Origin of the sequence: Bradyrhizobium sp. 132 (genome assembly GCF_023074185.1) — a bacterium.
Lineage (GTDB): Bacteria > Pseudomonadota > Alphaproteobacteria > Rhizobiales > Xanthobacteraceae > Bradyrhizobium.
The window spans coordinates 1-22,189 of the sequence record NZ_JADPKY010000073.1 but is presented as its reverse complement, the minus strand read 5'-3'; the positions used below and the strand labels follow the sequence as shown (position 1 = coordinate 22,189).

General features: G+C 63.4%; 28 protein-coding genes. 10 read left to right on the top strand and 18 right to left on the bottom strand.

Going from position 1 to position 22,189, the window contains the following annotated elements; translation table 11 throughout:
* Window positions 1-36: 36 nt before the first annotated feature.
* From IVA74_RS12085 to IVA74_RS12070, 4 genes are all read right to left on the bottom strand, one after another.
* The gene (locus IVA74_RS12085; RefSeq protein ID WP_247343421.1) at window positions 37-1,074 is read right to left on the bottom strand and encodes an aspartate-semialdehyde dehydrogenase; all 1,038 of its coding nucleotides are present in this window, start codon (window positions 1,072-1,074) and stop codon (window positions 37-39) included.
* A 220-nt stretch (window positions 1,075-1,294) separates the two neighbouring features.
* Window positions 1,295-1,897 carry a PepSY domain-containing protein gene (locus IVA74_RS12080; protein WP_247343419.1) on the bottom strand — a complete coding sequence of 201 codons (603 nt, stop codon included), beginning with the start codon at window positions 1,895-1,897 and terminating at the stop codon, window positions 1,295-1,297.
* A gap of 251 nt (window positions 1,898-2,148) precedes the next feature.
* Window positions 2,149-2,898 (bottom strand): TetR/AcrR family transcriptional regulator, encoded by a 750-nt coding sequence (locus IVA74_RS12075; RefSeq protein WP_247343416.1) that lies wholly within the window; start codon window positions 2,896-2,898, stop codon window positions 2,149-2,151.
* A gap of 135 nt (window positions 2,899-3,033) precedes the next feature.
* Window positions 3,034-4,185 (bottom strand): patatin-like phospholipase family protein, encoded by a 1,152-nt coding sequence (locus IVA74_RS12070; protein WP_247343414.1) that lies wholly within the window; start codon window positions 4,183-4,185, stop codon window positions 3,034-3,036.
* Between the two features lie 241 nt (window positions 4,186-4,426).
* On the opposite strand from IVA74_RS12070, the gene tgt reads away from it, so the two are divergent.
* Window positions 4,427-5,575, top strand: coding sequence for a tRNA guanosine(34) transglycosylase Tgt (gene tgt, locus IVA74_RS12065; protein ID WP_247343411.1), 1,149 nt, complete (start codon window positions 4,427-4,429; stop codon window positions 5,573-5,575).
* Window positions 5,576-5,590: 15 nt separating this feature from the next.
* On the opposite strand, the gene IVA74_RS12060 is transcribed toward tgt, so the two are convergent.
* Window positions 5,591-5,809 carry a hypothetical protein gene (locus tag IVA74_RS12060; protein ID WP_247343408.1) on the bottom strand — a complete coding sequence of 73 codons (219 nt, stop codon included), beginning with the start codon at window positions 5,807-5,809 and terminating at the stop codon, window positions 5,591-5,593.
* A 218-nt stretch (window positions 5,810-6,027) separates the two neighbouring features.
* Here IVA74_RS12060 and cysK point away from each other — a divergent pair, with 218 nt between their 5' ends.
* Both cysK and IVA74_RS12050 read left to right on the top strand, forming a co-directional pair.
* Window positions 6,028-7,005, top strand: coding sequence for a cysteine synthase A (cysK, locus tag IVA74_RS12055; RefSeq protein WP_247343404.1), 978 nt, complete (start codon window positions 6,028-6,030; stop codon window positions 7,003-7,005).
* Between the two features lie 3 nt (window positions 7,006-7,008).
* Window positions 7,009-7,251 (top strand): BrnA antitoxin family protein, encoded by a 243-nt coding sequence (locus IVA74_RS12050; RefSeq protein ID WP_247343401.1) that lies wholly within the window; start codon window positions 7,009-7,011, stop codon window positions 7,249-7,251.
* Between the two features lie 78 nt (window positions 7,252-7,329).
* Here IVA74_RS12050 and IVA74_RS12045 read toward each other — a convergent pair whose 3' ends face one another.
* Window positions 7,330-8,742, bottom strand: a complete 1,413-nt coding sequence (locus tag IVA74_RS12045; RefSeq protein ID WP_247343398.1) for a caspase family protein — start codon at window positions 8,740-8,742, stop codon at window positions 7,330-7,332.
* 194 nt (window positions 8,743-8,936) lie between these two features.
* On the bottom strand, window positions 8,937-9,812 hold the full coding sequence (locus IVA74_RS12040) for a DMT family transporter (RefSeq protein ID WP_247343393.1): 876 nt from the start codon (window positions 9,810-9,812) through the stop codon (window positions 8,937-8,939).
* Window positions 9,813-9,962: 150 nt separating this feature from the next.
* On the opposite strand from IVA74_RS12040, the gene IVA74_RS12035 reads away from it, so the two are divergent.
* Window positions 9,963-10,361, top strand: a complete 399-nt coding sequence (locus IVA74_RS12035; RefSeq protein ID WP_247343390.1) for a RidA family protein — start codon at window positions 9,963-9,965, stop codon at window positions 10,359-10,361.
* Window positions 10,362-10,412: 51 nt separating this feature from the next.
* Here IVA74_RS12035 and IVA74_RS12030 read toward each other — a convergent pair whose 3' ends face one another.
* The 3 genes from IVA74_RS12030 to IVA74_RS12020 all read right to left on the bottom strand — a co-directional run bounded on the left by IVA74_RS12030 (window position 10,413) and on the right by IVA74_RS12020 (window position 12,019).
* A complete protein-coding gene (locus IVA74_RS12030; protein ID WP_247343387.1) occupies window positions 10,413-10,958 on the bottom strand; it encodes a hypothetical protein in 546 nt (181 codons plus the stop codon).
* The gene (locus IVA74_RS12025) at window positions 10,903-11,247 is read right to left on the bottom strand and encodes a hypothetical protein (RefSeq protein ID WP_247343384.1); all 345 of its coding nucleotides are present in this window, start codon (window positions 11,245-11,247) and stop codon (window positions 10,903-10,905) included. The genes IVA74_RS12030 and IVA74_RS12025 overlap by 56 nt, the downstream gene beginning before the upstream one ends.
* A gap of 184 nt (window positions 11,248-11,431) precedes the next feature.
* Window positions 11,432-12,019, bottom strand: coding sequence for a formyltransferase family protein (locus IVA74_RS12020; RefSeq protein ID WP_247343382.1), 588 nt, complete (start codon window positions 12,017-12,019; stop codon window positions 11,432-11,434).
* Window positions 12,020-12,209: 190 nt separating this feature from the next.
* Here IVA74_RS12020 and IVA74_RS12015 point away from each other — a divergent pair, with 190 nt between their 5' ends.
* A complete protein-coding gene (locus IVA74_RS12015) occupies window positions 12,210-12,377 on the top strand; it encodes a hypothetical protein (protein ID WP_247343380.1) in 168 nt (55 codons plus the stop codon).
* A 436-nt stretch (window positions 12,378-12,813) separates the two neighbouring features.
* Entirely contained in the window at window positions 12,814-13,047 is a 234-nt protein-coding gene (locus tag IVA74_RS12010) for a hypothetical protein (RefSeq protein WP_247343377.1), read from the top strand.
* Between the two features lie 5 nt (window positions 13,048-13,052).
* Here the strand turns inward: IVA74_RS12010 and IVA74_RS12005 are convergent, their stop codons facing one another.
* The 3 genes from IVA74_RS12005 to IVA74_RS11995 form a co-directional block, all read right to left on the bottom strand.
* Window positions 13,053-13,355 carry a hypothetical protein gene (locus IVA74_RS12005; RefSeq protein ID WP_247343374.1) on the bottom strand — a complete coding sequence of 101 codons (303 nt, stop codon included), beginning with the start codon at window positions 13,353-13,355 and terminating at the stop codon, window positions 13,053-13,055.
* A 90-nt stretch (window positions 13,356-13,445) separates the two neighbouring features.
* The gene (locus IVA74_RS12000) at window positions 13,446-15,491 is read right to left on the bottom strand and encodes an acetoacetate--CoA ligase (RefSeq protein WP_247343371.1); all 2,046 of its coding nucleotides are present in this window, start codon (window positions 15,489-15,491) and stop codon (window positions 13,446-13,448) included.
* Window positions 15,492-15,655: 164 nt separating this feature from the next.
* Entirely contained in the window at window positions 15,656-15,883 is a 228-nt protein-coding gene (locus IVA74_RS11995; RefSeq protein WP_247343368.1) for a hypothetical protein, read from the bottom strand.
* A gap of 392 nt (window positions 15,884-16,275) precedes the next feature.
* Between IVA74_RS11995 and IVA74_RS11990 the strand changes: the two genes are divergently transcribed.
* Together IVA74_RS11990 and IVA74_RS11985 are read left to right on the top strand one after the other, a co-directional pair.
* The gene (locus tag IVA74_RS11990) at window positions 16,276-17,385 is read left to right on the top strand and encodes an AI-2E family transporter (protein ID WP_247343364.1); all 1,110 of its coding nucleotides are present in this window, start codon (window positions 16,276-16,278) and stop codon (window positions 17,383-17,385) included.
* 112 nt (window positions 17,386-17,497) lie between these two features.
* The gene (locus IVA74_RS11985; protein WP_247343360.1) at window positions 17,498-17,923 is read left to right on the top strand and encodes an NUDIX hydrolase; all 426 of its coding nucleotides are present in this window, start codon (window positions 17,498-17,500) and stop codon (window positions 17,921-17,923) included.
* 1 nt (window position 17,924) lies between these two features.
* Here IVA74_RS11985 and IVA74_RS11980 read toward each other — a convergent pair whose 3' ends face one another.
* The 4 genes from IVA74_RS11980 to IVA74_RS11965 form a co-directional block, all read right to left on the bottom strand.
* Window positions 17,925-18,212, bottom strand: a complete 288-nt coding sequence (locus IVA74_RS11980) for a Zn-ribbon domain-containing protein (protein WP_247343358.1) — start codon at window positions 18,210-18,212, stop codon at window positions 17,925-17,927.
* A gap of 185 nt (window positions 18,213-18,397) precedes the next feature.
* A complete protein-coding gene (locus IVA74_RS11975) occupies window positions 18,398-18,637 on the bottom strand; it encodes a hypothetical protein (RefSeq protein ID WP_247343355.1) in 240 nt (79 codons plus the stop codon).
* A gap of 279 nt (window positions 18,638-18,916) precedes the next feature.
* Window positions 18,917-19,159 carry a hypothetical protein gene (locus IVA74_RS11970; RefSeq protein WP_247343353.1) on the bottom strand — a complete coding sequence of 81 codons (243 nt, stop codon included), beginning with the start codon at window positions 19,157-19,159 and terminating at the stop codon, window positions 18,917-18,919.
* A 649-nt stretch (window positions 19,160-19,808) separates the two neighbouring features.
* Window positions 19,809-19,979, bottom strand: coding sequence for a hypothetical protein (locus IVA74_RS11965; RefSeq protein WP_247343349.1), 171 nt, complete (start codon window positions 19,977-19,979; stop codon window positions 19,809-19,811).
* Between the two features lie 364 nt (window positions 19,980-20,343).
* Here IVA74_RS11965 and IVA74_RS11960 point away from each other — a divergent pair, with 364 nt between their 5' ends.
* Window positions 20,344-21,000: a hypothetical protein gene (locus IVA74_RS11960; protein ID WP_247343346.1), complete on the top strand. Its 657-nt coding sequence runs from the start codon at window positions 20,344-20,346 to the stop codon at window positions 20,998-21,000.
* A 120-nt stretch (window positions 21,001-21,120) separates the two neighbouring features.
* On the opposite strand, the gene IVA74_RS11955 is transcribed toward IVA74_RS11960, so the two are convergent.
* A complete protein-coding gene (locus IVA74_RS11955) occupies window positions 21,121-21,405 on the bottom strand; it encodes a hypothetical protein (RefSeq protein WP_247343342.1) in 285 nt (94 codons plus the stop codon).
* Between the two features lie 483 nt (window positions 21,406-21,888).
* On the opposite strand from IVA74_RS11955, the gene IVA74_RS11950 reads away from it, so the two are divergent.
* Complete coding sequence (locus tag IVA74_RS11950; RefSeq protein WP_247343340.1) at window positions 21,889-22,095, top strand: hypothetical protein; 207 nt, start codon at window positions 21,889-21,891, stop codon at window positions 22,093-22,095.
* Window positions 22,096-22,189: the final 94 nt, after the last annotated feature.

Genomic DNA, 22,189 nt, shown 5'->3' with positions numbered 1-22,189 from the left:
AAAGGCGTGTAGCGCCGTGCCCACCCGACGTACCCGTTACGCCATCACGCGCAGCGGCAACAGCTCCGCGATCTGCACCGCGTTCAACGCGGCGCCCTTGAGCAGCTGATCCGCCGCCACGAACATCGAGATCGAATGCCCAGAGGGGTCGCTGAGATCCTTGCGGATCCGGCCGACCAGGACGTCGTCCTGGCCCGAGGCGTCGATCGGCATCGGGAAGTGGTTCTTCACGCGGTCGTCGACCACCTTGACGCCGAGCGCCTGCGCCATGATGGCGCGGACCTGGTCTTCGCTGATCGGCTTCTCGCATTCGAAGGTGATGGCCTCGCAATGAGCCCGCAGCACCGGCACGCGCACGCAGGTGACGCCGATCGCGATCTTGTCGTCCTCGAAGATCTTGCGGGTTTCCTTGATGACCTTGGTCTCTTCGTCGTTGTAGCCGGTGTCAGGATCGATCGCCGTGTTGTGGTTGAAGAGGTTGAAGGCGTAGGGATGCGGCATCACCTTGGGCGCGTAGGCCTGCCCGTTGAGATTGGCGCGGGTGGACTCGACGAGCTCCTCCATCGCGGCGGCACCGGCGCCGCTTGCCGCCTGGTAGGTCGAGATGATCACGCGCTTGATGCGGTTGCTTTGGTGGATCGGCCACAGCGGCACCAGCGCGGTGATTGCGGCACAGTTCGGGTTGGCGATGATGCCCTTGTGGTCGCGGATGCGGTTGCCGTTGACCTCCGGAATCACCAGCGGCACGTTCGGGTCCATGCGGAAGGCGGAGGAATTGTCGACCACGACGGCGCCTGCCTTTACAGCGATGGGAGCGAACTTCTTCGAGATGCTGCCGCCGGCGGAAAACAGGGCGATGTCGACGCCTTCGAAGGCGCGCTCGGTCAGCTCCTCGATGAGGATTTTTTGCCCGCGGAACGACACCGTCTTGCCGGCCGAGCGGGCGCTTGCCAACGCCTTGAGCTTGCCGACGCGAAAGCCGCGCTTGTCCATGGTGGCGATGAATTCGGCGCCCACCGCACCGGTGACGCCGACAATCGCGACGACGGGATCGTTACTCACTTTGTCCTCCATTGAATTGAGAATTTAGACAACAAAAAAGCCCCGGACCAACGAGGGCGGGGCTTCGGTAGAGTGGATTGCGTTCTAGTCGACGACTACACGCGCACGCCTCCCCGGGCCCCGAAGGCCGTGGTGGTTTTAGTCGTGCGTTTGGTGGTCGTGAACATGGCGGCGACTTATGGGGGAGAGTCTTGCGGTCGTCAATGGTTTTTCGGCGGGATTGGGGCCGCCGCTATCTGGTCCGGGCGCCCGGCGGTTCGAGGATGACCTCCTTGAGGTTGTCGCCACTGATGACGACGATCGCAAAATTCAGCCGGCCGCCTTCGCGCACCAGCCCGCCGCTGATCGCCTTGCCGGAGGCCGCACGTTCGGCGACGTGCACGGCATCCGCAAGGCGGTGCTTGATGGCACCGAGCGCCGCGAGGTTGCTGCGGTCGTCGAGATCGAGCTCGGCGAGGGGGAGGGCAGCTTCGCCGCCGACGAGTTCGCCGGTCGCGGCATTGATGGTGTGGCGCCAGATCCGGTCGTTGTGCAGGGTCTTCACCCGGTAGACCGGCACGCCGGAGGCTCCGTCGAAACTCACATCCGCCGTGGTGGCACCGGCGTGGCGGGATTCCGCAATCGCCATGGCCTGGCTGATCGAGATCGACGAGCTGCGGAAGCGCTCGATCTCGCGGCTGACCGCTTGGCGATCGGCCTCGGCGTCACCATCTGTCTCGCCGTGAAGCGCGGTCGGCGTGCCCGTGCTCACGATCGCCCGCGCCGGCGCTGCAAGGAGGACTGCGGACAGGGCGATCGCAAGCAATCCCGAGGTCCATGGTTTGGCTGTCGTCATGCTCGAAACTCTCGGCCAGCGAGTGTGCCGGATGATCGTAAAGAATTTGCGGCCGACCTTGGGCATCGGTCGGCCGCTGAACGTCGTGACGGGCTGTACCCGCCGCGGCGATCGAAGCGGTGCGGACCTCTTTGGGGCTGGTGAAAAAGCGATCCGCATCGCCCTATAATTAAACCATACCGTATCGTTTTGTTTTGGTCAACGGCGCGTGCGCGGGTCCACTCGGAAAAGATCGCAACCTCACGGAATTGTCAGCGGGACGGACGCCGCCGCTGCTGCGTGCTCTTGGCGGCGCTCTGGACGCGGTCCGCCGGTCCGAGCGCACCGGCCAAAAACAGCTTGATCGCAGCGCGCATTCGTTTTTCCGCGACCTTCATCTCCGGCGGCGTTCCAAACGTCGCCAGGCGATGATTGTGACCGACGACGACGTCGAGGAACACCTCGGCCGCGATGGTCGTGTCGTCGACGTCGAGCGCACTTTGCGCCATCAGATGGTCGAAGAAGCGCGCCGTGGTGGCGACGGCCTTGAGCCAGCCTTCCTCTTTGCCGAGCTTGGCGACATCGGGAAAGTTGATGGCCTGTGACGTCATCATGCGGCTGAAGGCGACGGCGTCGGGACCGCAGGTGAATGTCAGCATCTCGCGCCCGATCGCGACCAGCCGCTGCTCGACCGAAATGTTCGAGGCGCTGCTGATCTGCGTTTCCGCGGCTGCCGACAGCGGCGCAAGCCAGCGCGCGATTTCGCGCCTCAGCACGGCCGCGAACAGGCCGCGCTTGTCGCCGTAACGGGAATAAACCGTGGGTTTGCTGACGCGTGCTGCTTCCGCGACCGCATCGAGCGAGGTCGCGTCAAAGCCGCGATCCAGGAACAGGCGGGTGGCGACCTCAATCAACCGTTGATCCCGCTCGATCGCGGCACTTTTGGTCGGCCGGCCGCCGCGCGATTTCGGCACCTCGCGCCGGGGCGCCGCCGGTCTTGTCTTGGTCGCAGTCAATCCCATGCCCGATGATTCCTGCGCGTTTCTGACATCGATCATTGCTCTATAACGCGCAGCAGCCGGGGCGTCATCGCCAATCTGGCCGAATTGGTCGTATCGTCAACGGTCTCGGTAAGACCTCGTTCCTCCGTGAGGGCCTCACGGAAGCGTCGAAGTCCAGGCCTGGCCGGCCGCCGCCTTCTCATATCCGTACTGATACAGCGCCCGCATATAGGCGGTGTCGAATCCTTCCGAGACCGGCGCGGGATAGTCGCGCGCGATGTAGGAGAGATGGAAACCCAGGCGGTTGCGCTTGGCGAAATCATAGGTCGAGAAGATGATCGAACGGGTCTGGGACTGGGTGATCGACGACAGGCTGCGTGAGGCGACGTCGATGGTGCTGTTCGAGACGAGCTCGAAGTTGCGTTCGATCTTCTTGTTGACGAGGATGTAGATGTCCAATTTCGCGGTGCCGGGCAGGCGACTGCCCTGGAAAAGCAGGGCTTCCGGCAGCGTCAGCACCGGGGCCGTCACGCCGCCGTCGACATGCATCTCCTGAAACCTGCGGCCCTGGCCTTCGGCGTCGATCATGATCGGCGGAAACACCAGCGGTATGCTGGCGGAGGCCGCCATCACGTCGCGAAACAGCTTTAGCGCCTCGGGCGTGCCGACCGCGGCGATCTTGCCCATGTCCCAGATGGCGGTGCGCTGGGTGTCGAGATCGGTCGTCACGATCAGCAGCCTGCGGCCCTTGGCGTTTTCGCGCGCAACCTGCGCCATGATCTCCGGCCCGACATAGCGGGCGACGAGCTCGCGCAGCCGCGTGTTGCCGAACAGGCCGGATCCGAACAGCACGCGCATGATGCTGGGATCGCTCAACAGGCTCTCCGCGATACCGCTGGTGTAGACCTCCTTGAGCGTCTCGTCATATTGCGAGCCGAGAAACGCAAAGGGTGCAATCAGGCCGCCGGTGCTCACACCCGAGACGACCGAGAAGGCTGGACGGGTTCTGGCCGCGGTCCAGCCGTTGAGCACGCCGACGCCGTAGGCGCCATCGGCGCCGCCGCCAGACAGAGCCAGGTAGGACTTCGTCGCGGTGCCGGTGTCCTTCTCGAAGCTGAATTTCGCGATGGGTTCGTCGGCGTAGCGACGGAGGCCGTCAATATCGAGCACCCGCGAGGTGCTGGCTTCAGCGGCGGTATAGGGCGTGCGGGGCAGGGAGGTGCAGGCGCCGAGCGCCAGGCTGCACACCAGGAATCCGATCAGGCGGGCGCCCGTCTGCCTCGTCCAGCCATGCGAACGGCCGGACATCTCACTCGAACTTGAAGGGAAGGGCATTGTCGGTGGCTGACGATCACGCATCTACCGCCGCCGGCAACATCGCCGCGGCAGCTCGTCCAACCCCAGATAAAACTACACTGTATCGTTTTGTTTAACAAGGGAAGCGGATGCAAATATCCGTGTCCGTTCTGTCCCAGTCTGATGCACAAGCCGGCGCAAGCATCGCCCGAGCGGGTTGATCGGCCTGCTCCGACACGCAATAAGCACCCTCATGAATCGTCCTGACACCGGTCTGCCCAATCATTTCGAACTGCTCGCCACCGATGGCGCCGCGCGCACCGGCCGCCTGACCACGCCGCACGGTGTGGTGCGCACGCCCGCCTTCATGCCGGTCGGCACCGCCGGCGCGATGAAGGGCATGCACTGGCGCGAGGTGCGTGAGGCCGGTACCGACATCGTGCTCGGCAACACCTATCATCTGATGCTGCGTCCCGGCGCGGAGCGGATCGCGGCGCTGGGCGGCCTGCAGACATTCACCGGCTGGAACGGCCCGATGCTGACGGATTCCGGCGGCTTCCAGGTGATGTCGCTGGCGGATTTGCGCAAGGTCAGCGAGCACGCCGTCACATTCCGTTCGCATATCGACGGCGCTAAGGTCGAGTTGTCGCCGGAGCGCTCGATCGAGGTGCAGCGTTTGCTCGGCTCCGACATCGCCATGCAGATGGACGAATGCGTGCGGCTGCCGGCCGAGCGCGCCGACATCGACCGCGCGATGCAATTGTCGCTGCGCTGGGCCGAGCGGAGCAAGCGCGCCTTCGAGAGCGCGCCCGAGGGCTACATGCTGTTCGGCATCGTGCAGGGCGGCGACATACCGCAGCTTCGCCATGCCAGTGCGCAGGGCCTCATCGAGATCGGTTTCCACGGCTATGCGATCGGCGGCCTCGCCGTCGGCGAGCCGCAGGCCGTGATGCTGGCGATGATCGACGAGACCGCGCCGCTGCTGCCGAGGGAGCGACCGCGCTATCTGATGGGTGTCGGCACGCCGGACGACATGCTCCAGGCGGTCAAGCGCGGCATCGACATGTTCGATTGCGTGATGCCGACGCGCAATGGCCGGCATGGCGTTGCGTTCACACGCTTCGGCCAGGTGAATTTGCGCAACGCCCGCCACGCCGACGATCCGCGTCCGCTCGACGAAGAGAGCTCGTGGCCGTCGGCGCGCACCTACGCGCGCGCCTATTTGCACCACCTCGTCAAGGCGGGCGAGACGCTGGGTGCGATGCTGCTGTCCGAGATCAATGTCGCTTATTACCAGTTCCTGATGCAGGGTATCAGGGACGCGGTCGCACGGGGAACGTTCGAGGAGTTCTATCAGCGTACGTGCGAGGACTGGGCGAGGGGCGACATCGCCCCACGCTAGCTCGACTGCACAGGGTCAGTTGCACACGAAATGTTGCTTGACGGCATGCTTGGTCACGAAGCCATAACCGCAATTGTCGCAGGTCCAGAGATAGCTGATCACGTGGTCCGACACATACGCTGAAGCTTCGGCTGCGACCATGGAGTCGGCGCAGACGGGACAGGTAGGCAACGCGCTACAACGCGGATAGCCATGGTGTGTGACGGTCGACAACACTTCAGCGACTGCTGACATCGTGGTGACCTTCCTGCTTCGAGACGTAAGTCTAACATAAGCAGAATCAGTTGACGAGGTCGCAACACAAATGCGTTGGTTTTCTGATAATTAAAGCTCACGCGATTTTGCGATGCAGCGTATTTAACATGCAATGTCGCTTGCCTGTCGTCGCAGGCTGTCTGTAACTGCGCAAGAGACGCGACAGAAGCGCAAATTGTCGTCACACGGAGTTCATCATGGACGCATCGTCCAGCACGGGTGCAGCGCACCAACCCGGCCGCGGCCGGATCTACGACTCGATCGTCGATGCTTTTGGCGACACGCCGGTCGTTCGCCTGCGACGGCTGCCGGCCATGCACGGCGTCAACGCGACCATTTTGGCAAAACTTGAATACTTCAATCCGGCCGCCAGCGTGAAGGACCGCATCGGCGCGGCCATGATCATCGCCATGGAGAAGGCCGGCATCGTCAAGCCCGACACCGTGCTGATCGAGCCGACCTCCGGCAATACCGGCATCGCGCTGGCCTTCGTCGCGGCGTCGCGCGGCTACAGGCTCAAGCTGGTCATGCCGGAGTCGATGTCGATCGAACGGCGCAAGATGCTGGCCTTTCTCGGCGCTGAGCTCGTGCTGACACCGGCGGCGCAGGGCATGAAGGGCGCGATCGCGACGGCCGAAGAGCTGTTGAAGACGACGCCGAATTCGGTCATGCCGCAGCAGTTCAAGAATCTCGCCAATCCCGAGGTGCATCGCCGTACCACCGCGGAGGAGATATGGAACGACACCGGCGGCAATATCGACTTCTTCGTCGCTGGCGTCGGCACCGGCGGCACCATCACCGGCGTCGGCCAGGTGCTCAAGCCGCGCAAGCCCTCGCTGCAGGTGGTCGCGGTCGAGCCCGAGGAAAGTCCGGTACTGTCGGGCGGCCAGCACACGCCGCACAAGATCCAGGGTATCGGCGCCGGCTTCGTGCCCGACATCCTCGACCGTTCTGTTATCGACGAGATCGTCAAGATCAACTCGACAACGGCGATCGAGACCTCCCGCGCGCTGGCGCGGCATGAGGGTATTCCTGGCGGCATCTCCTCCGGCGCTGCCATTGCGGCTGCGCTACAGATCGGCAAGCGGCCGGAAGCTGCGGGAAAAACTATTCTGGCTATAGTGCCGTCCTTCTCCGAACGGTATCTTTCGACGGCACTGTTTGAGGGAATCTAGGACATGGCTGATCAACCACCGAGGCGGCCGCGCACGCTCGGCGATGCCAGGACCGAGGCCGAGGCGGCGTTCAAGAAGGTGACGACCAAGGTCGCAGTGGCGCCGCCGAAGCAGAACGTAGCCCCGGGGGTCAAGGAGCAGGTCACGCTGCGGATCGATCAGGACGTGCTGGAGCATTTCCAGGCAGGTGGATCCGGCTGGCAGGACCGCATCAACGACGCGTTGCGGAAAGCCGCTGGGAAGTAGGCGCCAGCTGGCTGAGGGACTCGCAACGAAAAAGCCCGGCGCGAACTGGGCTTTTGTGCTTGCGATCTGGTCCTCGCCTCAGCGGCGGAACATGCCGCCCATCATGCCGCCGACGACACCGCCGACGAAGGCCGCGCCGGGATCGCCGCCGCGATGCTGGGCCGGTGCGCTCGGGGCAGGGGCGCTGGCGCGCCGGGCTGGTTTTGCGCTTTCGTCGCTCGCCGTCGGCGTGGTGGCCACGATCTCGGAGAGCAGGGCCTTGTGCTGGAGCTTGTTGAGGTAGCCGGTCGACGGATAGCCACGTGCCGCCTGCCAGCGCTTGAGCACCGTACGGGTGTCGTCGCTGAAGGCACCAGTGACCTTGATGTCGAAGCCGAGCCCCGTCAGGCGGCGCTGCACGTCGCGGCGCTGACCCTTGTCGAGGCCGATCTGGTCCTCGGTCAGCTGGCTGGCGTCGTCGGTGAAGGTCGCGGGATCGACACCGGCGTTCAGGTTACGGGTCGTCGTCGACGGGCCGCTCTTGATCGCGGCGAGCCGCGCCAGCGCCAGCGCCTTGAACTGGCCGTTTGGGTAGGCGGAGAGGTAGGCGTTGAGTTCTTCCGGCTTGTTGCTCTCCTTGACCGAGCGCCAGTATTCGAGCTCGACACCGTCCGAATTGCCGCCGGTCGCCGCCGGCACGACGCCAGCCGCCGTCGGTGCCGCATTGGCAACCTGGGTCGTGGGCGCCTGGTTGAGATACACTGCGCCAATCAGATTGGTGTGGCCCCAGGGCAGCTGACCCTTGTGGGTCTCCTCGTTGACCTGGGCGCGCACCGACGTCATCGCCTGCTGGATCTCGATACCAGGCTTGGTGATGTTGTCGATCAGCGCACGGGTGAACGGGCTGTTGTTGCCCTCCTGGCCGTCGAGCGCGGTCTGGCCCGGGCCGGTGGCGAACGCGATCAGCGTACCTTCGCCGGACTTCATCTCGGCAAGACCGCTCTGCACGTTGACGCTGCGGGTCGCGGAGTTCGACTTGATCTTGGCAGCGAACGGATTGTCGCGGCAGGCATCGAGGAAGACGAGCTTGACCTTGGCGTCGCCCATGGTCTGCTCCAGCGTCAGGTCGATGTTGATGGCGGCACCGAGCTTGACGTCCATCTCCGATTTGATGTCGGCGTCAACCGGCAGGAGATAGTTGGAGCCGCCGACCGCGATGCCGTGACCGGCATAATAGAACACTGCGACATCGGAGCCCTGCGCCTTGCGGCCGAAGTCCAGCAGCTTCTCCGTCATCTGGTCGCGGGTGAGGTTCGAACCTTCGATCACATCGAAGCCGACATTGCGCAGCGTCGCCGCCATCGCCTTGGCGTCGATCGGCGGGTTCGGCAATTGCGCGACGTTCTTGTAGGTGCCGTTGCCGACGACGAAGGCAACACGGCGGTCGGCCTTCGCGGCGCTGACCGACAACGCCATGCACATCAGCGAAGCGAGGAGGGTGAGAGTGCGCATCTGAAATCCCCAACAGAATCGAATTGCAGGCAGCAACAAATTGGCAGCAAACCTACACGAAATCGCCCGGCTCCGTGCAAGCAAAACGACCGTCACCCGTTGCTTGGCGGTGGACTGTTGCATGAGCGAATGCCCGTCCAACGTGATCCAAATCACACAGCCACTTTGTTTTGTCGCGCGAGGCCGGGCGAGGTTCACTGCGCGCGGGCGGGAACTGCTGAAGCCGGCTTCAAATTCAGGAGATTACCGCACAGGATCAGCGCCGCGCCGAATACGGTCCAGGCATCGAGCCGCTCCGAATAGAGCAGCCAGCCGACGGTTGCCGTGAGTGGAACCCGCAAAAAGTCCATCGGCACCACGATGGTCGCATCTGCGTACCTGAGCGCGCTGGCGAGGCAGTAGTGCGAAAAAGTGCCGCACACCCCGATGACGAAGAGCCAGCCCCACAGCGAGGCCGACGGCCAGGTCCAGACATAGAGCGTCGGCAGCAGGCCCACGACAAACTGCACCACAATCATCCAGAACAGGATCGACAATGCGCTCTCCGTTCGGGTCAGCGATTTCGCCAATATCATGGAGATACTGAAGCCGATCGCGGCCCCCAGCGCGATCAACTGGCCCGGATTGATCTCGCCCGTGGCGGGCCGCACGATCATGACGACGCCGACGATGCCGAGCGCGATGGCGGCGATCTTCCAGACGCTCATGTGTTCGGACAGGAAAGTTGCGGCCAGCAGCGCCGTCCAGATCGGCATGGTGAATTCAATTGCCACCACCTGGCCGATTCCGATCAGCGTCAGTGCGTAGAACCAGCCGAGCTGTGCGAAATAATGGACCCCGTTGCGCGCGAGGTGCTGGGGCAGGCGCTTGGTCGCGACCGCCTTGAAGCCTCCGGCCCGGTAGATGATCGGCAGGAGGAGCGTGAACCCGATCACCGAGCGCACTTCCATGATTTGAAAAACATTCAGCTCGCGCGTGGTCTCGCGCCCGGCCACCGCCATGACCAGCATCAGCGACAGCCAGCCGGCCATCCACAGGGCAGCCATCGTTTTGGACGGTGTCGTGTTCATCGGCGCTGGTGTGGGAGGCGAGGGTCCTGAGGGAGGGCCGGTATCGGCGACATCGCCGCCGTTTGCAACGGCCAAATCTGCGGATGCAGCGATGCACGGCGGCGTGCTAAGGCATCAGCGACCAAGGACAAAAACGGAAGGGCTTCGCTCATGCAGATATTGCAGCCGGTCGAGTGGAAAAAACCGCGCGGCTTTTCCCATGGTGTCGTGGCCGAGGGGCCGGGCCGCTGGGTGGTGCTGGCCGGGCAGACCGGCGGCGACGAGACCGGCAATTACGCGCCGAACATGGCGGCGCAGGTCGGGGCCGCGCTGGAGCGGATCATCAAGCTCCTGGGCGAGGCCGGCGCCGGTCCCGAGCATATCGTCCGCCTGACCTGGTACCTGACCAGCCGCAGCGAATATGAGGCAGCCGGGGCCGGCATCGGCGCGGCCTGGAAGGAAACGCTGGGGCGCAATTTCCCGCCCTCGACCTTGCTCTACATCGGCGGTCTCGTGGACGACCGGGCCAAGGTCGAGATCGAGGTCACGGCGTTCGTGCCGAACGCATAAAAAAACGACCCGGCGAGGTCGCCGGGTCGATTGTAATTTGCTTGTATCGGCTTAGCGCGTCAGCGAGATGTTGGCGCCGCGGAACTGGCTGTCGGCGCGCATCGTGACGATTTGCTTGTTGCCGATCGTCTTCAGCGAGATGTTGGCGTTGAAGCCGGCGGCGGAGGCGACCAACTCGTAGTTTCCTCCGGCGCCGCGGCCCGAAAGCGAGCCAGAGATGTTGCGGCTGGCCTCGGACCAGCTGCCGGCGATGGCACTGCCTTCAGCCCTGACGTTGGCGCCGAGGTTGAACTTGTAGGCGTCGCTGGCACAGGTCAGCGCCATCTCCATCGTCGGTCCGATCGGGATGTATTTGGCCCGGCAGCGAATCCGCTCGCTCGAGCCGTCATCCAGGGTGACCGTGCCGGAGCCACTCCAGCTGCCCGCAAGCGGGGCGAACGGGCCGGACTGCGCCTTGCTCTCAGAGTTCGCAATCCCCGCCGCAAATAAAACGGCGGCCGCGATCAGAAGCCGCCGGCTTAGGCCGGTGGTCCCGAATTGCTTATTGGCGCGATGCTTGCCATCGCCCGCTGCACGGTATGCCTGCAGATGCTCCATTCCACTTTCCCGATCCGGCGTTGCCGCTGAGTTGACCGTTGGCATATGCGCCATTGATCGAAACTTTCACAAGACCCTCCCGGCCGATGGTGCCGGAAACGTTAGCGCCGGGGGCGGTGATCTTGCCGTCGGCAACGGTCAGCAACGAGCTTGCGGTCGGCTCGCAGGAACCGCTCTTGGTGACGATGGTGACCTGCCAGTTGCCGTCATAGGGCGTCTGGGCGAAAGCGGGCGCAGCGAGGGTGATAACTGAGGCGGCACAGAACGCCGCAATGCGAGCAAAACGCATGAATTGGTCCTTGAATCTGTCTGATATACTGACGCTTATTGGGACCAAATGTGACGGAAATTTGTTGCAATGCCAAATCGAAAATTGTTCCAGTGGAAACAATGGTTTATTTGCGTTTCCGGCTGCAATTTTCGAAGCAGAATCAACGCCCCTTCACGTTAAGGGTAAACGTCAGGAGAGCGACTCAGGAAAGAGCTGGCGCCGAGGTCGCGAACTGCTCGTCCTGAATCTTGGACGGCAGCGCCTTGTGGACCTTGGCATAGTCGATCACGTCGGCCAGCAATTTGAGCCCGAGCGGGGCAAGTGCGCGCTCCCACAGCTCCCGTGCCGTCTCGCCCTTCTTGACGAAGCACCATTCCTGGGCGGCGATGGCGCCGGCGTCCATGCGGTCGGCGAGGTGATAGATCGTGCCGCCGGCGATCGGATCGCCTTCCTTGATAGTCCATTCCACGGCGGCCTTGCCGCGATGGCGCGGCAGCAGCGAGGGATGATAGCCGATCCCGCCCAGCTTCGCCGCGGCGAGCGCGTCCTTGCCGATCCGGGCATGGCTGTGCGCGGTGACGATCAGATCGGTGTCGGGGGCGATCTCGGAGGCCACCACCAGCTTGGGGTCGGCCTGGACCATGACGTCGATGCCTGCCGCCCGGGCTGTCGCGGCGAGGCGATCCTCCGCGTCGGCCACTACGACCCGAACGATCGAGACACCGTGCTCCCGGAACATGTTCAGGGTGGTCACGCCGAAATGGCGGGAGCCGACGAGGGTAATGCGCATGGGGGTCCGATCCGTCTCGCAACTGCGTCATCCCCCGATACCATGTCCGGACGTCCTGTCACCACCCGCGCGGCGTTTGCGCCGGTTATCAACAATGCACCGGGGCCCAGATGCGCGATGAAGTTGGCGATTGCGGAGCCGGCCGGTCCGGTGCTTCCATGGGCGCTTGGCACCGGCTTGGAGCGTGCGCATGCGAAGCGCGTGGCTTGTCCTTCTCGCGGCACTGATCGCGACCACTCCGGCGCGCGCCGGCGGACCACCCTATCCGGCGGTCCCGCCTGAGGTTGAGGTGGCGCCCTTCATCGGCCCGACCTGGGACACCTATCGCTGCGCGGAAGGGCCGGTGACCAATTTTTAGAGCCGCCGGCACTTTATCGCGGCTACGCGTACCGGCCGTATTACCGCTACAGCGCCTACCGCAGGCTGCCGCGTACATACTTCTGCGTCACGGACTAGCGTTGCCGCGCCGCCACGCTCGGACGGCAAGTGATGAATATGCCGGTTCCTGTGTTTCGTTTTTAACATACGGGACCCCGGTTTGCCGATAGAACATGGACCGACCGGGGCTGGCGAAATTTCAACCCGTATCCGTTTTCGAACCCGGCTTTGGCCGCTGGCATGATCGCCAGCGGCTTTTTCGTGCTGGGCCATCACGAAATCATCGGACGGTAATACGATCTCAACCAGCTTGGCGTATCGACGAATCCGTCGCGGATTTGTATTGCGTACCGCGACACCGAAATTGTCCCGCCGGCGTGGTGCGCCGTGCGGGCTTTTTTGCCGGGACCGATTTCATGCCGAGCGCGATTGAGCAGATCGTCGACGTCTATGTCCGACTGAAGAACCGGCGCGGCCTCGACCAGCTGATGATGCACAGACAGCGGCTCGCGGTCGACCTGAAGAGCAGGTCGGGCTACGATTTCAGCCTGCCGATCGGTCAGATCGACGATGAGATCGCGATCATCGAGGCCGGCCTCAGCCGGCTCAAGGCTGAATCCGCGGACGTCGGCGCGACGCATCCGATCTGACGCGCTCAGTCGCGCCGGCCGCCGTCGATGACGGTGAACAACGGCCGTGCCGTGGTCGGCTCGACCAGCAATTCCTCCACCAGCGCAGTCGCCGCATCGACATATTTGCGCGTCGGCTTGTCGAGGGCGCGCGCGGCCTCGTCGTCAAGCGCGACCTTTGCGGCCTCGACCAGCTTGCGCATCCGCGCCGCATGGTCATCGCCCGCCGTCAGCGTCGCGCGGGCCAGCGAGCGCAGCACGAACAGCTCGCCCTCGAGGCGGAGCAGACGGTCATTGAGTCTGGTGAGGACGGCGTTGAGATCGGCCATGGCGCGCGTTCGTTGTGAGGATCCATCCTGCTCTAGCGGCGATCGGTGAACGGAGTCCAAACGGCATCGGCGCAATTGGGCCGATCTCCCTCAAGTCTCGGTCCGCGCCAGATAGTCGCGCGCGAAGGCGAGATACCAGTCGAGGCAGGCGGGATTGGCCATCGCCTCCCTGTTGATGACCTTCTCGACGGGCTGGCCGAGCAGTAGCTTCTTGATCGGCAGCTCCTGCTTCTTGCCCGAGAGCGTGCGCGGAATCTCGGCGACTGCGAAAATTTCGTTCGGCAGGAATCGCCGGGAGAGGCCAGCCTCGATCGCCTTGTTGATCCTCGCCCGCATCGCGCCGTCGAAGGCGACGCCGTCGCGCAGTACGACGAACAGCGGCATGTAGCTGTCGCGGCCGAGATATTCGAGATCGACGACGAGCGAGTCCAGCACCTCCGGCAAGGCTTCGATCGCGGAGTAAAGTTCGCTCGTACCCATGCGCAGGCCGTGCCGGTTGATGGTGGCATCGCTGCGGCCATAGATGATGCAGGAGCCGTCCGGGTCGACCTTGAGCCAGTCGCCGTGCCGCCACACCGGCCCGCGGCCGCTGCCGTCGAAATTGTCCGGATAGGTCTCGAAATAGCTCGCGCGATAGCGCACATCGCCCTTGTCGTTCCAGAAATAGAGCGGCATCGACGGCATCGGCTCGGTGCAGACGAGCTCCCCGACCTCGTCGATGACGGCCCGGCCCTGGTCGCTGAAGGCTTCCACGGCAGCACCCAGCAGACGGCACTGCATCGCGCCCGGCGTCTGCGGCAGTTCGCGGTTGCCGCCAATGAAGGCCCCGGCGAAATCGGTGCCGCCGGAGATGTTGGCCCACCAGATATCGGCCTGGGCCTTGCTGCCGTTGGTCTTCGAGAGCGCCGCGAAGCGGTTGTTGAACCAGGCTTGCGTGTCGGCATTGAGCGGAGAACCGGTCGAGCCGAGACAGCGTAATCGCGACAGATCACCGGCGGCGAGGTCGATTTCCGCCTTGGCGCAGTTGGCGAAGAACGCCGCGCCCGCACCGAAGAAGGTCGCTTTCGACTGCGCGACGAAGCGCCACAGCGTGGTCCAGTCCGGCTTCTCCCTGGCGCCGCCGGGACTGCCGTCGAAGATGCAGCAGGTGGTGCCATTGAGCAGGCCGCCGACCTGGCTGTTCCACATGATCCAGCCGGTCGAGCTGTACCAGTGATAGCGCTCGCCGAACGAGTTCTCGTGGTAGGAGCAGCCGAGATCGTTGTGCAGTCCCAGCAGCGCCAGCACCACGATGACGATGCCGCCATGGCCGTGCACGATCGGCTTCGGCAGGCCCGTGGTGCCGCTGGAATAGACGATCCAGAGCGGATGATCGAACGGCAGCCAGGCCGGTTCGAACGTGTCGATCGCCGCACTTGTCCTTGCAAGGATATCGGAGAGCAGGGCGTCCGGCGCTGCGGGCGCGACGGCCTCGCTGTGCAGGATGACGTGCTCGACCGTCGGCAGCGATCGCCGCAGCTCGGCGAGGACGTCTTTGCGATCGTGCAGTCGATCGGCATAGGTGACGGCGTCGCAGGCGATCAGCACTTTCGGCTCGATCTGCTTGAAACGGTCGATCACGGCGGGGGCCGCCATATCGGGCGCGCAGACGCTCCAGATCGCGCCGATGCTGGCGCTCGCCAGGAACGCGATGATGGTCTCGGGGATGTTGGGCAGGTAGGCAGCCACGCGATCGCCGGGCTTGATGCCTTTTTCTTTCAGATGCAGCGCGAGCGCTGCCGCCTTGCGCCGCAGCTCCGGCCAGCTCGTCTCTTTATGCTTGCCGTCCTCGCCGCTGCTGACAATCGCGGGCAGGCCGGCGGCGTCGGCCGCGTCCACATGACGGAACACCTGCCGGGCATAGTTGACCTGGGCGCCGGGAAACCAGACCGCGCCGGGCATCTTGCGCTCGGTGATGACGGCCTGGAACGGCGTCGGCGATTGCAGATCGTAATAGTCCCAGATGCTGCGCCAGAAGCCGTCGAGATCGCGCACCGACCATTGCCGCATGTCCTCGTAGCTGGCGAAGGTGAGGCCGCGCTGCTCGGCGAGCCAGGTGCGGTAGAGGGCGATCTGGGGAACGAAAGCTGCGGTCATTGCGTGTCGGCTTCAGTTGCGGGGAAGGGGAGTTTATCTGTTGCGGCGGAGCAGCAGAAGCCGCACTTCGCGCAGGCAGCGTTGACAGCAGTAGCGGGCTGCGTCCGCCAGGAACACGTTTGAGTGGCGTAACGCGACTGCTTCAACGGGTTCGTCGTTTCAACCTACCGCCCCACGTCTGCCCAGCGCCTTCCGAACACCGGCGGCTTGGTCTTCACCGCTTCCCAGCCAAAGAAATGATGCTTGCCGGACCAGGTGTGCACCACGCCGCTACAGATGCTGCACTTGTAGCTGCCGGAATGCGCTTCGGCGTGCTCTTCCCTCGTCGCGGTGTAGTTCATGCTGCAACCCGCGCAGGTGAATTCTTCAATCGTCCAGATGCTGTTGGCCATTGCACCGAAAGCGGTTTGGGGGATCTCAATGAAAGCGTAGGTGCACGGCTTTGCATCGGCGTAAACCCGCCGGCCGAAATCCGGTTAATCGTCGTTAGCCAAACCGCCTTCGCCCGGAGCGGGCCCTGTCGCCGACGGCATAGGCGTAGCGCCAATAGCCCGGTGCGGCGTTTCGCTTCAGCGAAAAGTGGATGCCGCGGTGAATTCCCGCGTGTGCGACAGGATCTCTGGGACGGCGCGCCATGCTCTCGGAATGCCGAATGGCCCGATGCGTTCCTAGTCGCCAGGCTCGGGCTGGACCGGTCGTCTTGACGCCGGATGCGCGGCTGGCAATAACGCTGGACCGAGCAAGTGCCGGAACCCGCGTCAATGCCGCAAGGAAAGCCGTGCCCGTGAAAAGTCTCCGTCAACTCCTGACGGGCGAGGACATCATCCAGCTCGTGATCCGGGTCGGCCTACTCGGCCTGTTGATCATCTGGACCTTCCTGATCATCCGCCCCTTCGTGCCGATCCTTGCCTGGAGCGGCGTGCTCGCGGTCGCGTTCTACCCGGCCTTCAGCTGGGTCGCCAAGATCCTCGGCGGCCGGCCCAAGACCGCAGCGGCGATCCTGACCCTGATCACGCTCGGCATCGTCATTGGCCCTGCGACCTGGCTCGGCATCAGCGCAGTAGATGGCGTGCGCGAGCTGGCGCGCCAGCTCGGCACCGGCGACCTCGCGCTTCAATCGGCGCCCGAGCGGCTCAAGTCGTGGCCGCTCATTGGCCCCTGGCTATTCGACCTCTGGGAGCAGACCTACAACAACATCCGCGCGGTGCTGCACGAGGTGGCGCCGTATCTCCAGCCGTTGGCGGGACCGTTGCTTGGGCTCGCGGGAGACGCCGGCGTCGGCACGCTGCAGTTCCTGGTCTCGGTGTTCGTGGCCGGCTTCCTGTTTCCGCACGGGCCGCGGCTGGTTGCGGCCGGCCGCGGCTTCCTGTTTCGCATCGTGCCCGAGCAGAGCGAGCATTTCCTGGGGCTCGCCGGCGCCACCATCCGCGCCGTGGCGCAGGGCGTGATCGGCGTGGCGATCGTGCAGGCGCTGCTGGCCGGAATCGGCTTCAAGCTCGCCGCCGTGCCGAGCGCAGGCCTGCTCGCCTTCATCGTGCTGCTGCTCTCGATCGTGCAGATCGGCGCCTTCCTGGTGCTGCTGCCGGTGATCATCTGGATCTGGACCGCCAAGGACGTTACCACGGCGCTGCTGCTCACCGTGTTTCTCGTCCTCGTCGGCTTCCTCGACACCATGTTGAAGCCGCTCGTCATGGGGCGCGGCCTGACCACGCCGACCATCGTGATCTTCGTCGGCGTGATCGGCGGCACGCTCGCCCACGGCATCGTCGGCCTGTTCATCGGGCCGATCATCCTGTCCGTGGCCTGGGAGATGATGATGGCCTGGATCAGGACGGAGGACCGGGCAGAGGCGGGGGCAGGGGAAAGAGCGGGGCAAAAGGCGGACGAGGCCTGATCTCGGGCCTCGAATGGCGCGATCGGCCTGCCGTAACCCGGCGGACCTGAGGGTCCAGCGGCCTGTGATCAAGCGGCGGGCTGAACTTGTCTATTCGACTAGACAAGTTACCATGGGTCCGATTCTGTTTTCGATTACGGCGGAAATGGCGAAGTCTTCCAAGCTGGTAGCCGCCAAGCGCGGCAAGGTATTGTTGGTCAGACGCCGGTCGGACGGGCTGTGGATGTTCCCGGGCGGCCGCAAGCGCGCGCGCGAGTCCGACAAGGACTGCCTGCGGCGGGAGATCAAGGAAGAGCTGCCCAAGCTGAAGCTCGGCCGGATCAGCCTCTGGAAGGAAGTGACGGCCAGGAACAAGCGCTCCGGCCGCAAGATGAGCGATGCGATCTTCATCGCGAAGGGCGCCAAAGGCAGGCTCGCGATCGGCGACAAGAACGAGCTCGACCGCGCCGCCTGGCAGAAGCCGCGCGGCATCCGCCTGACGCCGACCTCGCGCTATATCCGTGACCGCCTGTTTCCGAGGAAGCCCCGGCGGGCGTAAGCTACTCCTCGTCCTCCGACGGCTGCTGCGTCCGTCCGGCGTGGGACCGCGAAGAATTGACAAGGGCCTGCGGCGCGGATGCCCTCGCCATTTCGGTTTCGCGCTGCTCCTTGCGGGCTGTGCGCGCGCGCTTCATGGCCTGCTTGACCTGAGGGTTCGGCGAGTCCTCCGCGAAGAACAGCACCACCTCGCAGCTCGGACATTGCCTGGAATACCCGTCCTGCAACCGTCCGGCGCGATCGCGGAATACGGTCTTGCAGCGCGTGCACTGAATCTGGACGAAACTCATCCGCGGTCGACAATGACTGATGGAAATGGATCGTCAGGTGATCCCAAATGTCTGAAGAAAGCTTGAACGCTTCCAGGGCTTCGCCGGTAGGTTTTTCCGCAGCCGGCGCGAATGTGCTGGCGGTGTTCGCAAAACCTGGCCGGCCAAACATCATCTGCCCGTCGCGACAAGCTGAGATATCGGCGCTATTGCTTGGCCGCTATCGTGTCCAGGCAATGGTTGAGATAGACGGTGCGATCCCTCGGCAGCACCTTCTCGAGATCTGCCTTTAGCGCGCACTCGCGCTGCCGCATCTGCTCGGCCCGCCGCTTCTCGGCCGCCTCGCGATACTCGGGTGCAACCTTGTTGGGATCGACCAGTGCCTGGGAGCGGGCGGGAGCGGTAGCAAGCAATGCAATCACGGCGATGAAGATGAACGGGTTCAAATGAGCCTCCTGAAAAAGGCTCATGCTAGCGCGTGGCGTCGAAATGCTCAAACCGCGGTATCCCGTTCTAGCGGTTGTCTTCTGCAGATCGGGCGTGAGTGACGTTCTTCGCGATAAGGCGGCCAGTGGTGTTAGGGCGACAGTGCGCTCAATATACGCGGAATCGTCCAGTCATCTGAATGGTGCTGCAGCCGGCGATGGCGCAGCGTGACAAGTTTGGGCGTCACCGCAATTTCGGAGCCGGCTTCGACTACCTGAAGTTTGGCTAAGTGAAGTCCGTCACTTCGGGACGTGGTCGATCTTGTGCCCGAGATGCCCGGTGTCGTGATCGCGACGCAACTGGCTCAGCGACGTCTCGTTCAATTGTTGCAACACTTCATTGAGTTCAGTCGTATCCGGATAACCGGCGGCAAAACCCTTTCCGTAGATCTTGCGCAACGTGCCGACCAGCGTGTTGCCGTGCTTCTTGCTGATCGCGCCATCCTTGTCCCGGTGGCGACTATCCAGGCCGTGCTCCTTCATGTGCTTCTCCCTGAGTGGCGTCTGCGCGCCTGGAGGGCAGCGTGCTCCCAAACGAGTTGATTGGCAACGGCATGGCGCGCGGGAGTGGAGGTCGGTTCGCGCTTCCATCTCTTGGCTGTGAAGCCGCGTCGGATTGCGGTGGGACGGCTGGCGTATCACATAGACCCGAGCGGTTGCTTGATGGGAGCCGATACGATGCGCTCTGTTTTGGCCATGGGCCTCTTGATCGTGCTGTGCACGTCTGCAAGCGCCGCAACGGTGCATCACGCCCGTGCGGGCAATCCTGCGACACGCCATCCTGCGGCCGATCGTCCTCGCTCGGACGTGAATTCTCGCGTGCGCTTCGCGGTCCCCGGCTGGAGCGATGAAGCAACGGAGCGATGGCTCAATAGCGCCTCGTCCAACGTCGGCCGAGGCGGATAGTCACGGGGGTGTGAAAAGTTCAGCCGAGCCGTGTGAAGTAGCTCACAAGCGGTTGTCGAGACCGCTGCTAAGAAGGCCTCATTGCTTTACCGATTTATATTTCGAAAACGCCCCAGCGCAGCCACCAGGCGCTGGGGTTTTTCATGTCAATCGCCGCCACGGCCGGGGCACGCGAAGCGCGATCGGATTGGCGGGTGCTTTCTGAAAAACGCCTAAGGCGGGGCGATTAAGCGGCTTCTTCCTCAAACGATGTGTAGACTTGGCCTGCGGGATTAACGACCTGAACGTCCCAGCACCCGTCCGCGATCAGTTCTCGGGCCTTCTTGAGGGCGGCGGCGAGGGATACGCGCTTGAGACTGACGACGCCTGCCGTGTCGAAACCGTTGATTTCAAACATGCCGCTCCTCCGATTTTCTCGAATCCTACACTTTTCGGGGCAGTTGTCTGTAGCTTTGTAGCGGTTCAGGGCAGGCTGTTCCATTATCGAGACGCAAAGCATTCGCTTCGGAGAACCGGAACTTGACCTGAAAAAGTCGGGCCTGTCCTGAACTCAAATGGGTGCAGAGTTACCGCAATTCTATCGCATGGACCCCGTACTCGGCCGGGGTGAGGGGGCATGCCAGGCGGGCAAGCCGCTAACGTGGAATTAATCCGAAAAGCCCACAATTTTAGGCAGTTGTAGGTGGGTGTTGCGTAGAGGAGGCGTCGCGAGGACGTTCCGGCGGCGGCATCCTTTTGCTCGCTCATTTGAGGTCAATGCAATGACCGCGACTTTCGAAACGCAAGGCCTCGTCGAACAACTCGACCCCGCAGCACTTGCAGCCGCAGTCGCGGCACACGAACCCGCATGCTTGGACGCTCCAGAACCGATCAAGCGGTCCAGCCGGACGTCGGTCATGGCGCTATCGGTGTGTGCCCTGGCCATCAACGGCGCGGCGGCGATCTACACATGGCCGTCCGGCTTGCCATCGCTGAATCTGAGCAGCCTGGCTGATCTGCTACCGCGGCAAGAGGCTTCAGCGCCAAAGCCGGATCCGGTTGTCGCTGCCTTGAAGGATATTCAGTCGACCCAGCAGCAACACACGGCTTCGCTGCAGGAGAGCAACCAGGCATTGCAACAAAACGCGGCTGTGCTGCAGGCGGATTCAATGGTGCTGCTTTCGCTGCGACAGAGCATCACGGACGAACGGGTCGATGTGAAGAAGGTATCTTCGCAGCTGTCTACGCTGATTGCGAAGATCGAGTCGCTGCAGAGTGCAATGATGTCGGAAATGACCTCCTCCATCCCCAGAGGGCGCACTCGCAATCGATCGACGATGCGCAAGCGGATGGCTCCGCAATCGAAATCTATGGGGCCCGTTTCGGTTGGAGGAGCTCCCTTGAGTGTGCCGGCTACAATCTCGGCCCCGGAAAGCTGAAGATAGGTTAGGCAAGTCATCTGGGACTATGTCCGCGCTCACTTGGCCGAGGGCTCGCGTTGACGGGCTGGCGGGCCGCTGCCGTAGGCACCTGCATTTCTAGAAACGAATGACGCGACGCTAGTAGCGCGGGTAATAGCCCGGCGCGTACCTTGGATCGCCATACCTCTGAGATCGATAGTAGCCATAGCCCCGCGGCGGATCGTCAGGGATTGGCCTGGCGTAGACGCCGGGAGCCTTGTACGCGTTGGGATAGCAACGGCCGTTGGAGTAGTTGAAGTCATATCCGTGCGGACAGCCGCCGTCTGGACTGCCGCGAAACTGGACCTGTTGGAGCGGGGCCGGCTGGGGAGCGGATACGCCAATTTGGAGGGCGAGGGCCGCACCGGCGATAGCTGCAAGCATGTCTATGTCCTCCGTGTAACTCCCCGATCAACCATATGGCTATTACGAGTAATGGTCGCTGAATTGGGCATTCATCAACCATTCACTTTTGGGTGCGGTTCACTCCGAACGGTTCGAAGATTACACACCATGGTGTCGGCGAGGCGCTGATGAAGCGGAGGCGCAGAACCACCGAAGGGGCGACCGGCACCGCCACTCGGCATGTCAATGACGAAAGTCGGTCCGCCTGCTTTCTCATGTTCGCGGGCCGGTGCCGCCCTCGGGAGGAACCGCGGCGCGCGTCGCTCGTTCGCTAGGGCCTTGTGGCGTATCGGCCTGATGCGGGAAGGTGTCTTCGGCCTCGGGTTGTCCCTGAGGCTGCTTTTTTGCCTGAAGCCCGCCAGTCCATGTGCCCTGGCCTTAACCTAATTTTAGGAAACAATTGTACGGCGGCGCCACGTTGGATAGAACAAATCCTGTCAGCGTCAGTTGCGTCCGAAAGTCATGATTACGTACAAGCAGTACCATATCGAACGATTTGAGCACGGGCCCAAGCGCTGGGTTGCTCGCATCACGCGGACAGACGGCCAGAACATCCGCACGATTCTGCCGGCGTCTGAGCTCCCCTACCTCGATACGAAGCCGACAGCGTCCGCCGAGGAAGCTGAGGAGCTTGCCAAGGAAGGCATCGACTTCGGCGGCGTGGTCTAGGGTCTGTTGGGATTCATCTGGAGTTTATCGCGGCCGCGGCCAGATAGATCATTGAAGTGAAGCTCTGGTCGGTCTTGTCGGCGCGCATTGCGAT

Bases quoted from the DNA above. Each gene is read 5' to 3' on its own strand.
- IVA74_RS12085 (WP_247343421.1), bottom strand. From the start codon at position 1,074: ATGGAGGACAAAGTGAGTAACGATCCCGTCGTCGCGATTGTCGGCGTC.
- IVA74_RS12080 (WP_247343419.1), bottom strand. From the start codon at position 1,897: ATGACGACAGCCAAACCATGGACCTCGGGATTGCTTGCGATCGCCCTG.
- IVA74_RS12075 (WP_247343416.1), bottom strand. From the start codon at position 2,898: ATGGGATTGACTGCGACCAAGACAAGACCGGCGGCGCCCCGGCGCGAG.
- IVA74_RS12070 (WP_247343414.1), bottom strand. From the start codon at position 4,185: ATGTCCGGCCGTTCGCATGGCTGGACGAGGCAGACGGGCGCCCGCCTG.
- tgt (WP_247343411.1), top strand. From the start codon at position 4,427: ATGAATCGTCCTGACACCGGTCTGCCCAATCATTTCGAACTGCTCGCC.
- IVA74_RS12060 (WP_247343408.1), bottom strand. From the start codon at position 5,809: ATGTCAGCAGTCGCTGAAGTGTTGTCGACCGTCACACACCATGGCTAT.
- cysK (WP_247343404.1), top strand. From the start codon at position 6,028: ATGGACGCATCGTCCAGCACGGGTGCAGCGCACCAACCCGGCCGCGGC.
- IVA74_RS12050 (WP_247343401.1), top strand. From the start codon at position 7,009: ATGGCTGATCAACCACCGAGGCGGCCGCGCACGCTCGGCGATGCCAGG.
- IVA74_RS12045 (WP_247343398.1), bottom strand. From the start codon at position 8,742: ATGCGCACTCTCACCCTCCTCGCTTCGCTGATGTGCATGGCGTTGTCG.
- IVA74_RS12040 (WP_247343393.1), bottom strand. From the start codon at position 9,812: ATGAACACGACACCGTCCAAAACGATGGCTGCCCTGTGGATGGCCGGC.
- IVA74_RS12035 (WP_247343390.1), top strand. From the start codon at position 9,963: ATGCAGATATTGCAGCCGGTCGAGTGGAAAAAACCGCGCGGCTTTTCC.
- IVA74_RS12030 (WP_247343387.1), bottom strand. From the start codon at position 10,958: ATGGAGCATCTGCAGGCATACCGTGCAGCGGGCGATGGCAAGCATCGC.
- IVA74_RS12025 (WP_247343384.1), bottom strand. From the start codon at position 11,247: ATGCGTTTTGCTCGCATTGCGGCGTTCTGTGCCGCCTCAGTTATCACC.
- IVA74_RS12020 (WP_247343382.1), bottom strand. From the start codon at position 12,019: ATGCGCATTACCCTCGTCGGCTCCCGCCATTTCGGCGTGACCACCCTG.
- IVA74_RS12015 (WP_247343380.1), top strand. From the start codon at position 12,210: ATGCGAAGCGCGTGGCTTGTCCTTCTCGCGGCACTGATCGCGACCACT.
- IVA74_RS12010 (WP_247343377.1), top strand. From the start codon at position 12,814: ATGCCGAGCGCGATTGAGCAGATCGTCGACGTCTATGTCCGACTGAAG.
- IVA74_RS12005 (WP_247343374.1), bottom strand. From the start codon at position 13,355: ATGGCCGATCTCAACGCCGTCCTCACCAGACTCAATGACCGTCTGCTC.
- IVA74_RS12000 (WP_247343371.1), bottom strand. From the start codon at position 15,491: ATGACCGCAGCTTTCGTTCCCCAGATCGCCCTCTACCGCACCTGGCTC.
- IVA74_RS11995 (WP_247343368.1), bottom strand. From the start codon at position 15,883: ATGGCCAACAGCATCTGGACGATTGAAGAATTCACCTGCGCGGGTTGC.
- IVA74_RS11985 (WP_247343360.1), top strand. From the start codon at position 17,498: ATGGGTCCGATTCTGTTTTCGATTACGGCGGAAATGGCGAAGTCTTCC.
- IVA74_RS11980 (WP_247343358.1), bottom strand. From the start codon at position 18,212: ATGAGTTTCGTCCAGATTCAGTGCACGCGCTGCAAGACCGTATTCCGC.
- IVA74_RS11970 (WP_247343353.1), bottom strand. From the start codon at position 19,159: ATGAAGGAGCACGGCCTGGATAGTCGCCACCGGGACAAGGATGGCGCG.
- IVA74_RS11965 (WP_247343349.1), bottom strand. From the start codon at position 19,979: ATGTTTGAAATCAACGGTTTCGACACGGCAGGCGTCGTCAGTCTCAAG.
- IVA74_RS11960 (WP_247343346.1), top strand. From the start codon at position 20,344: ATGACCGCGACTTTCGAAACGCAAGGCCTCGTCGAACAACTCGACCCC.
- IVA74_RS11955 (WP_247343342.1), bottom strand. From the start codon at position 21,405: ATGCTTGCAGCTATCGCCGGTGCGGCCCTCGCCCTCCAAATTGGCGTA.
- IVA74_RS11950 (WP_247343340.1), top strand. From the start codon at position 21,889: ATGATTACGTACAAGCAGTACCATATCGAACGATTTGAGCACGGGCCC.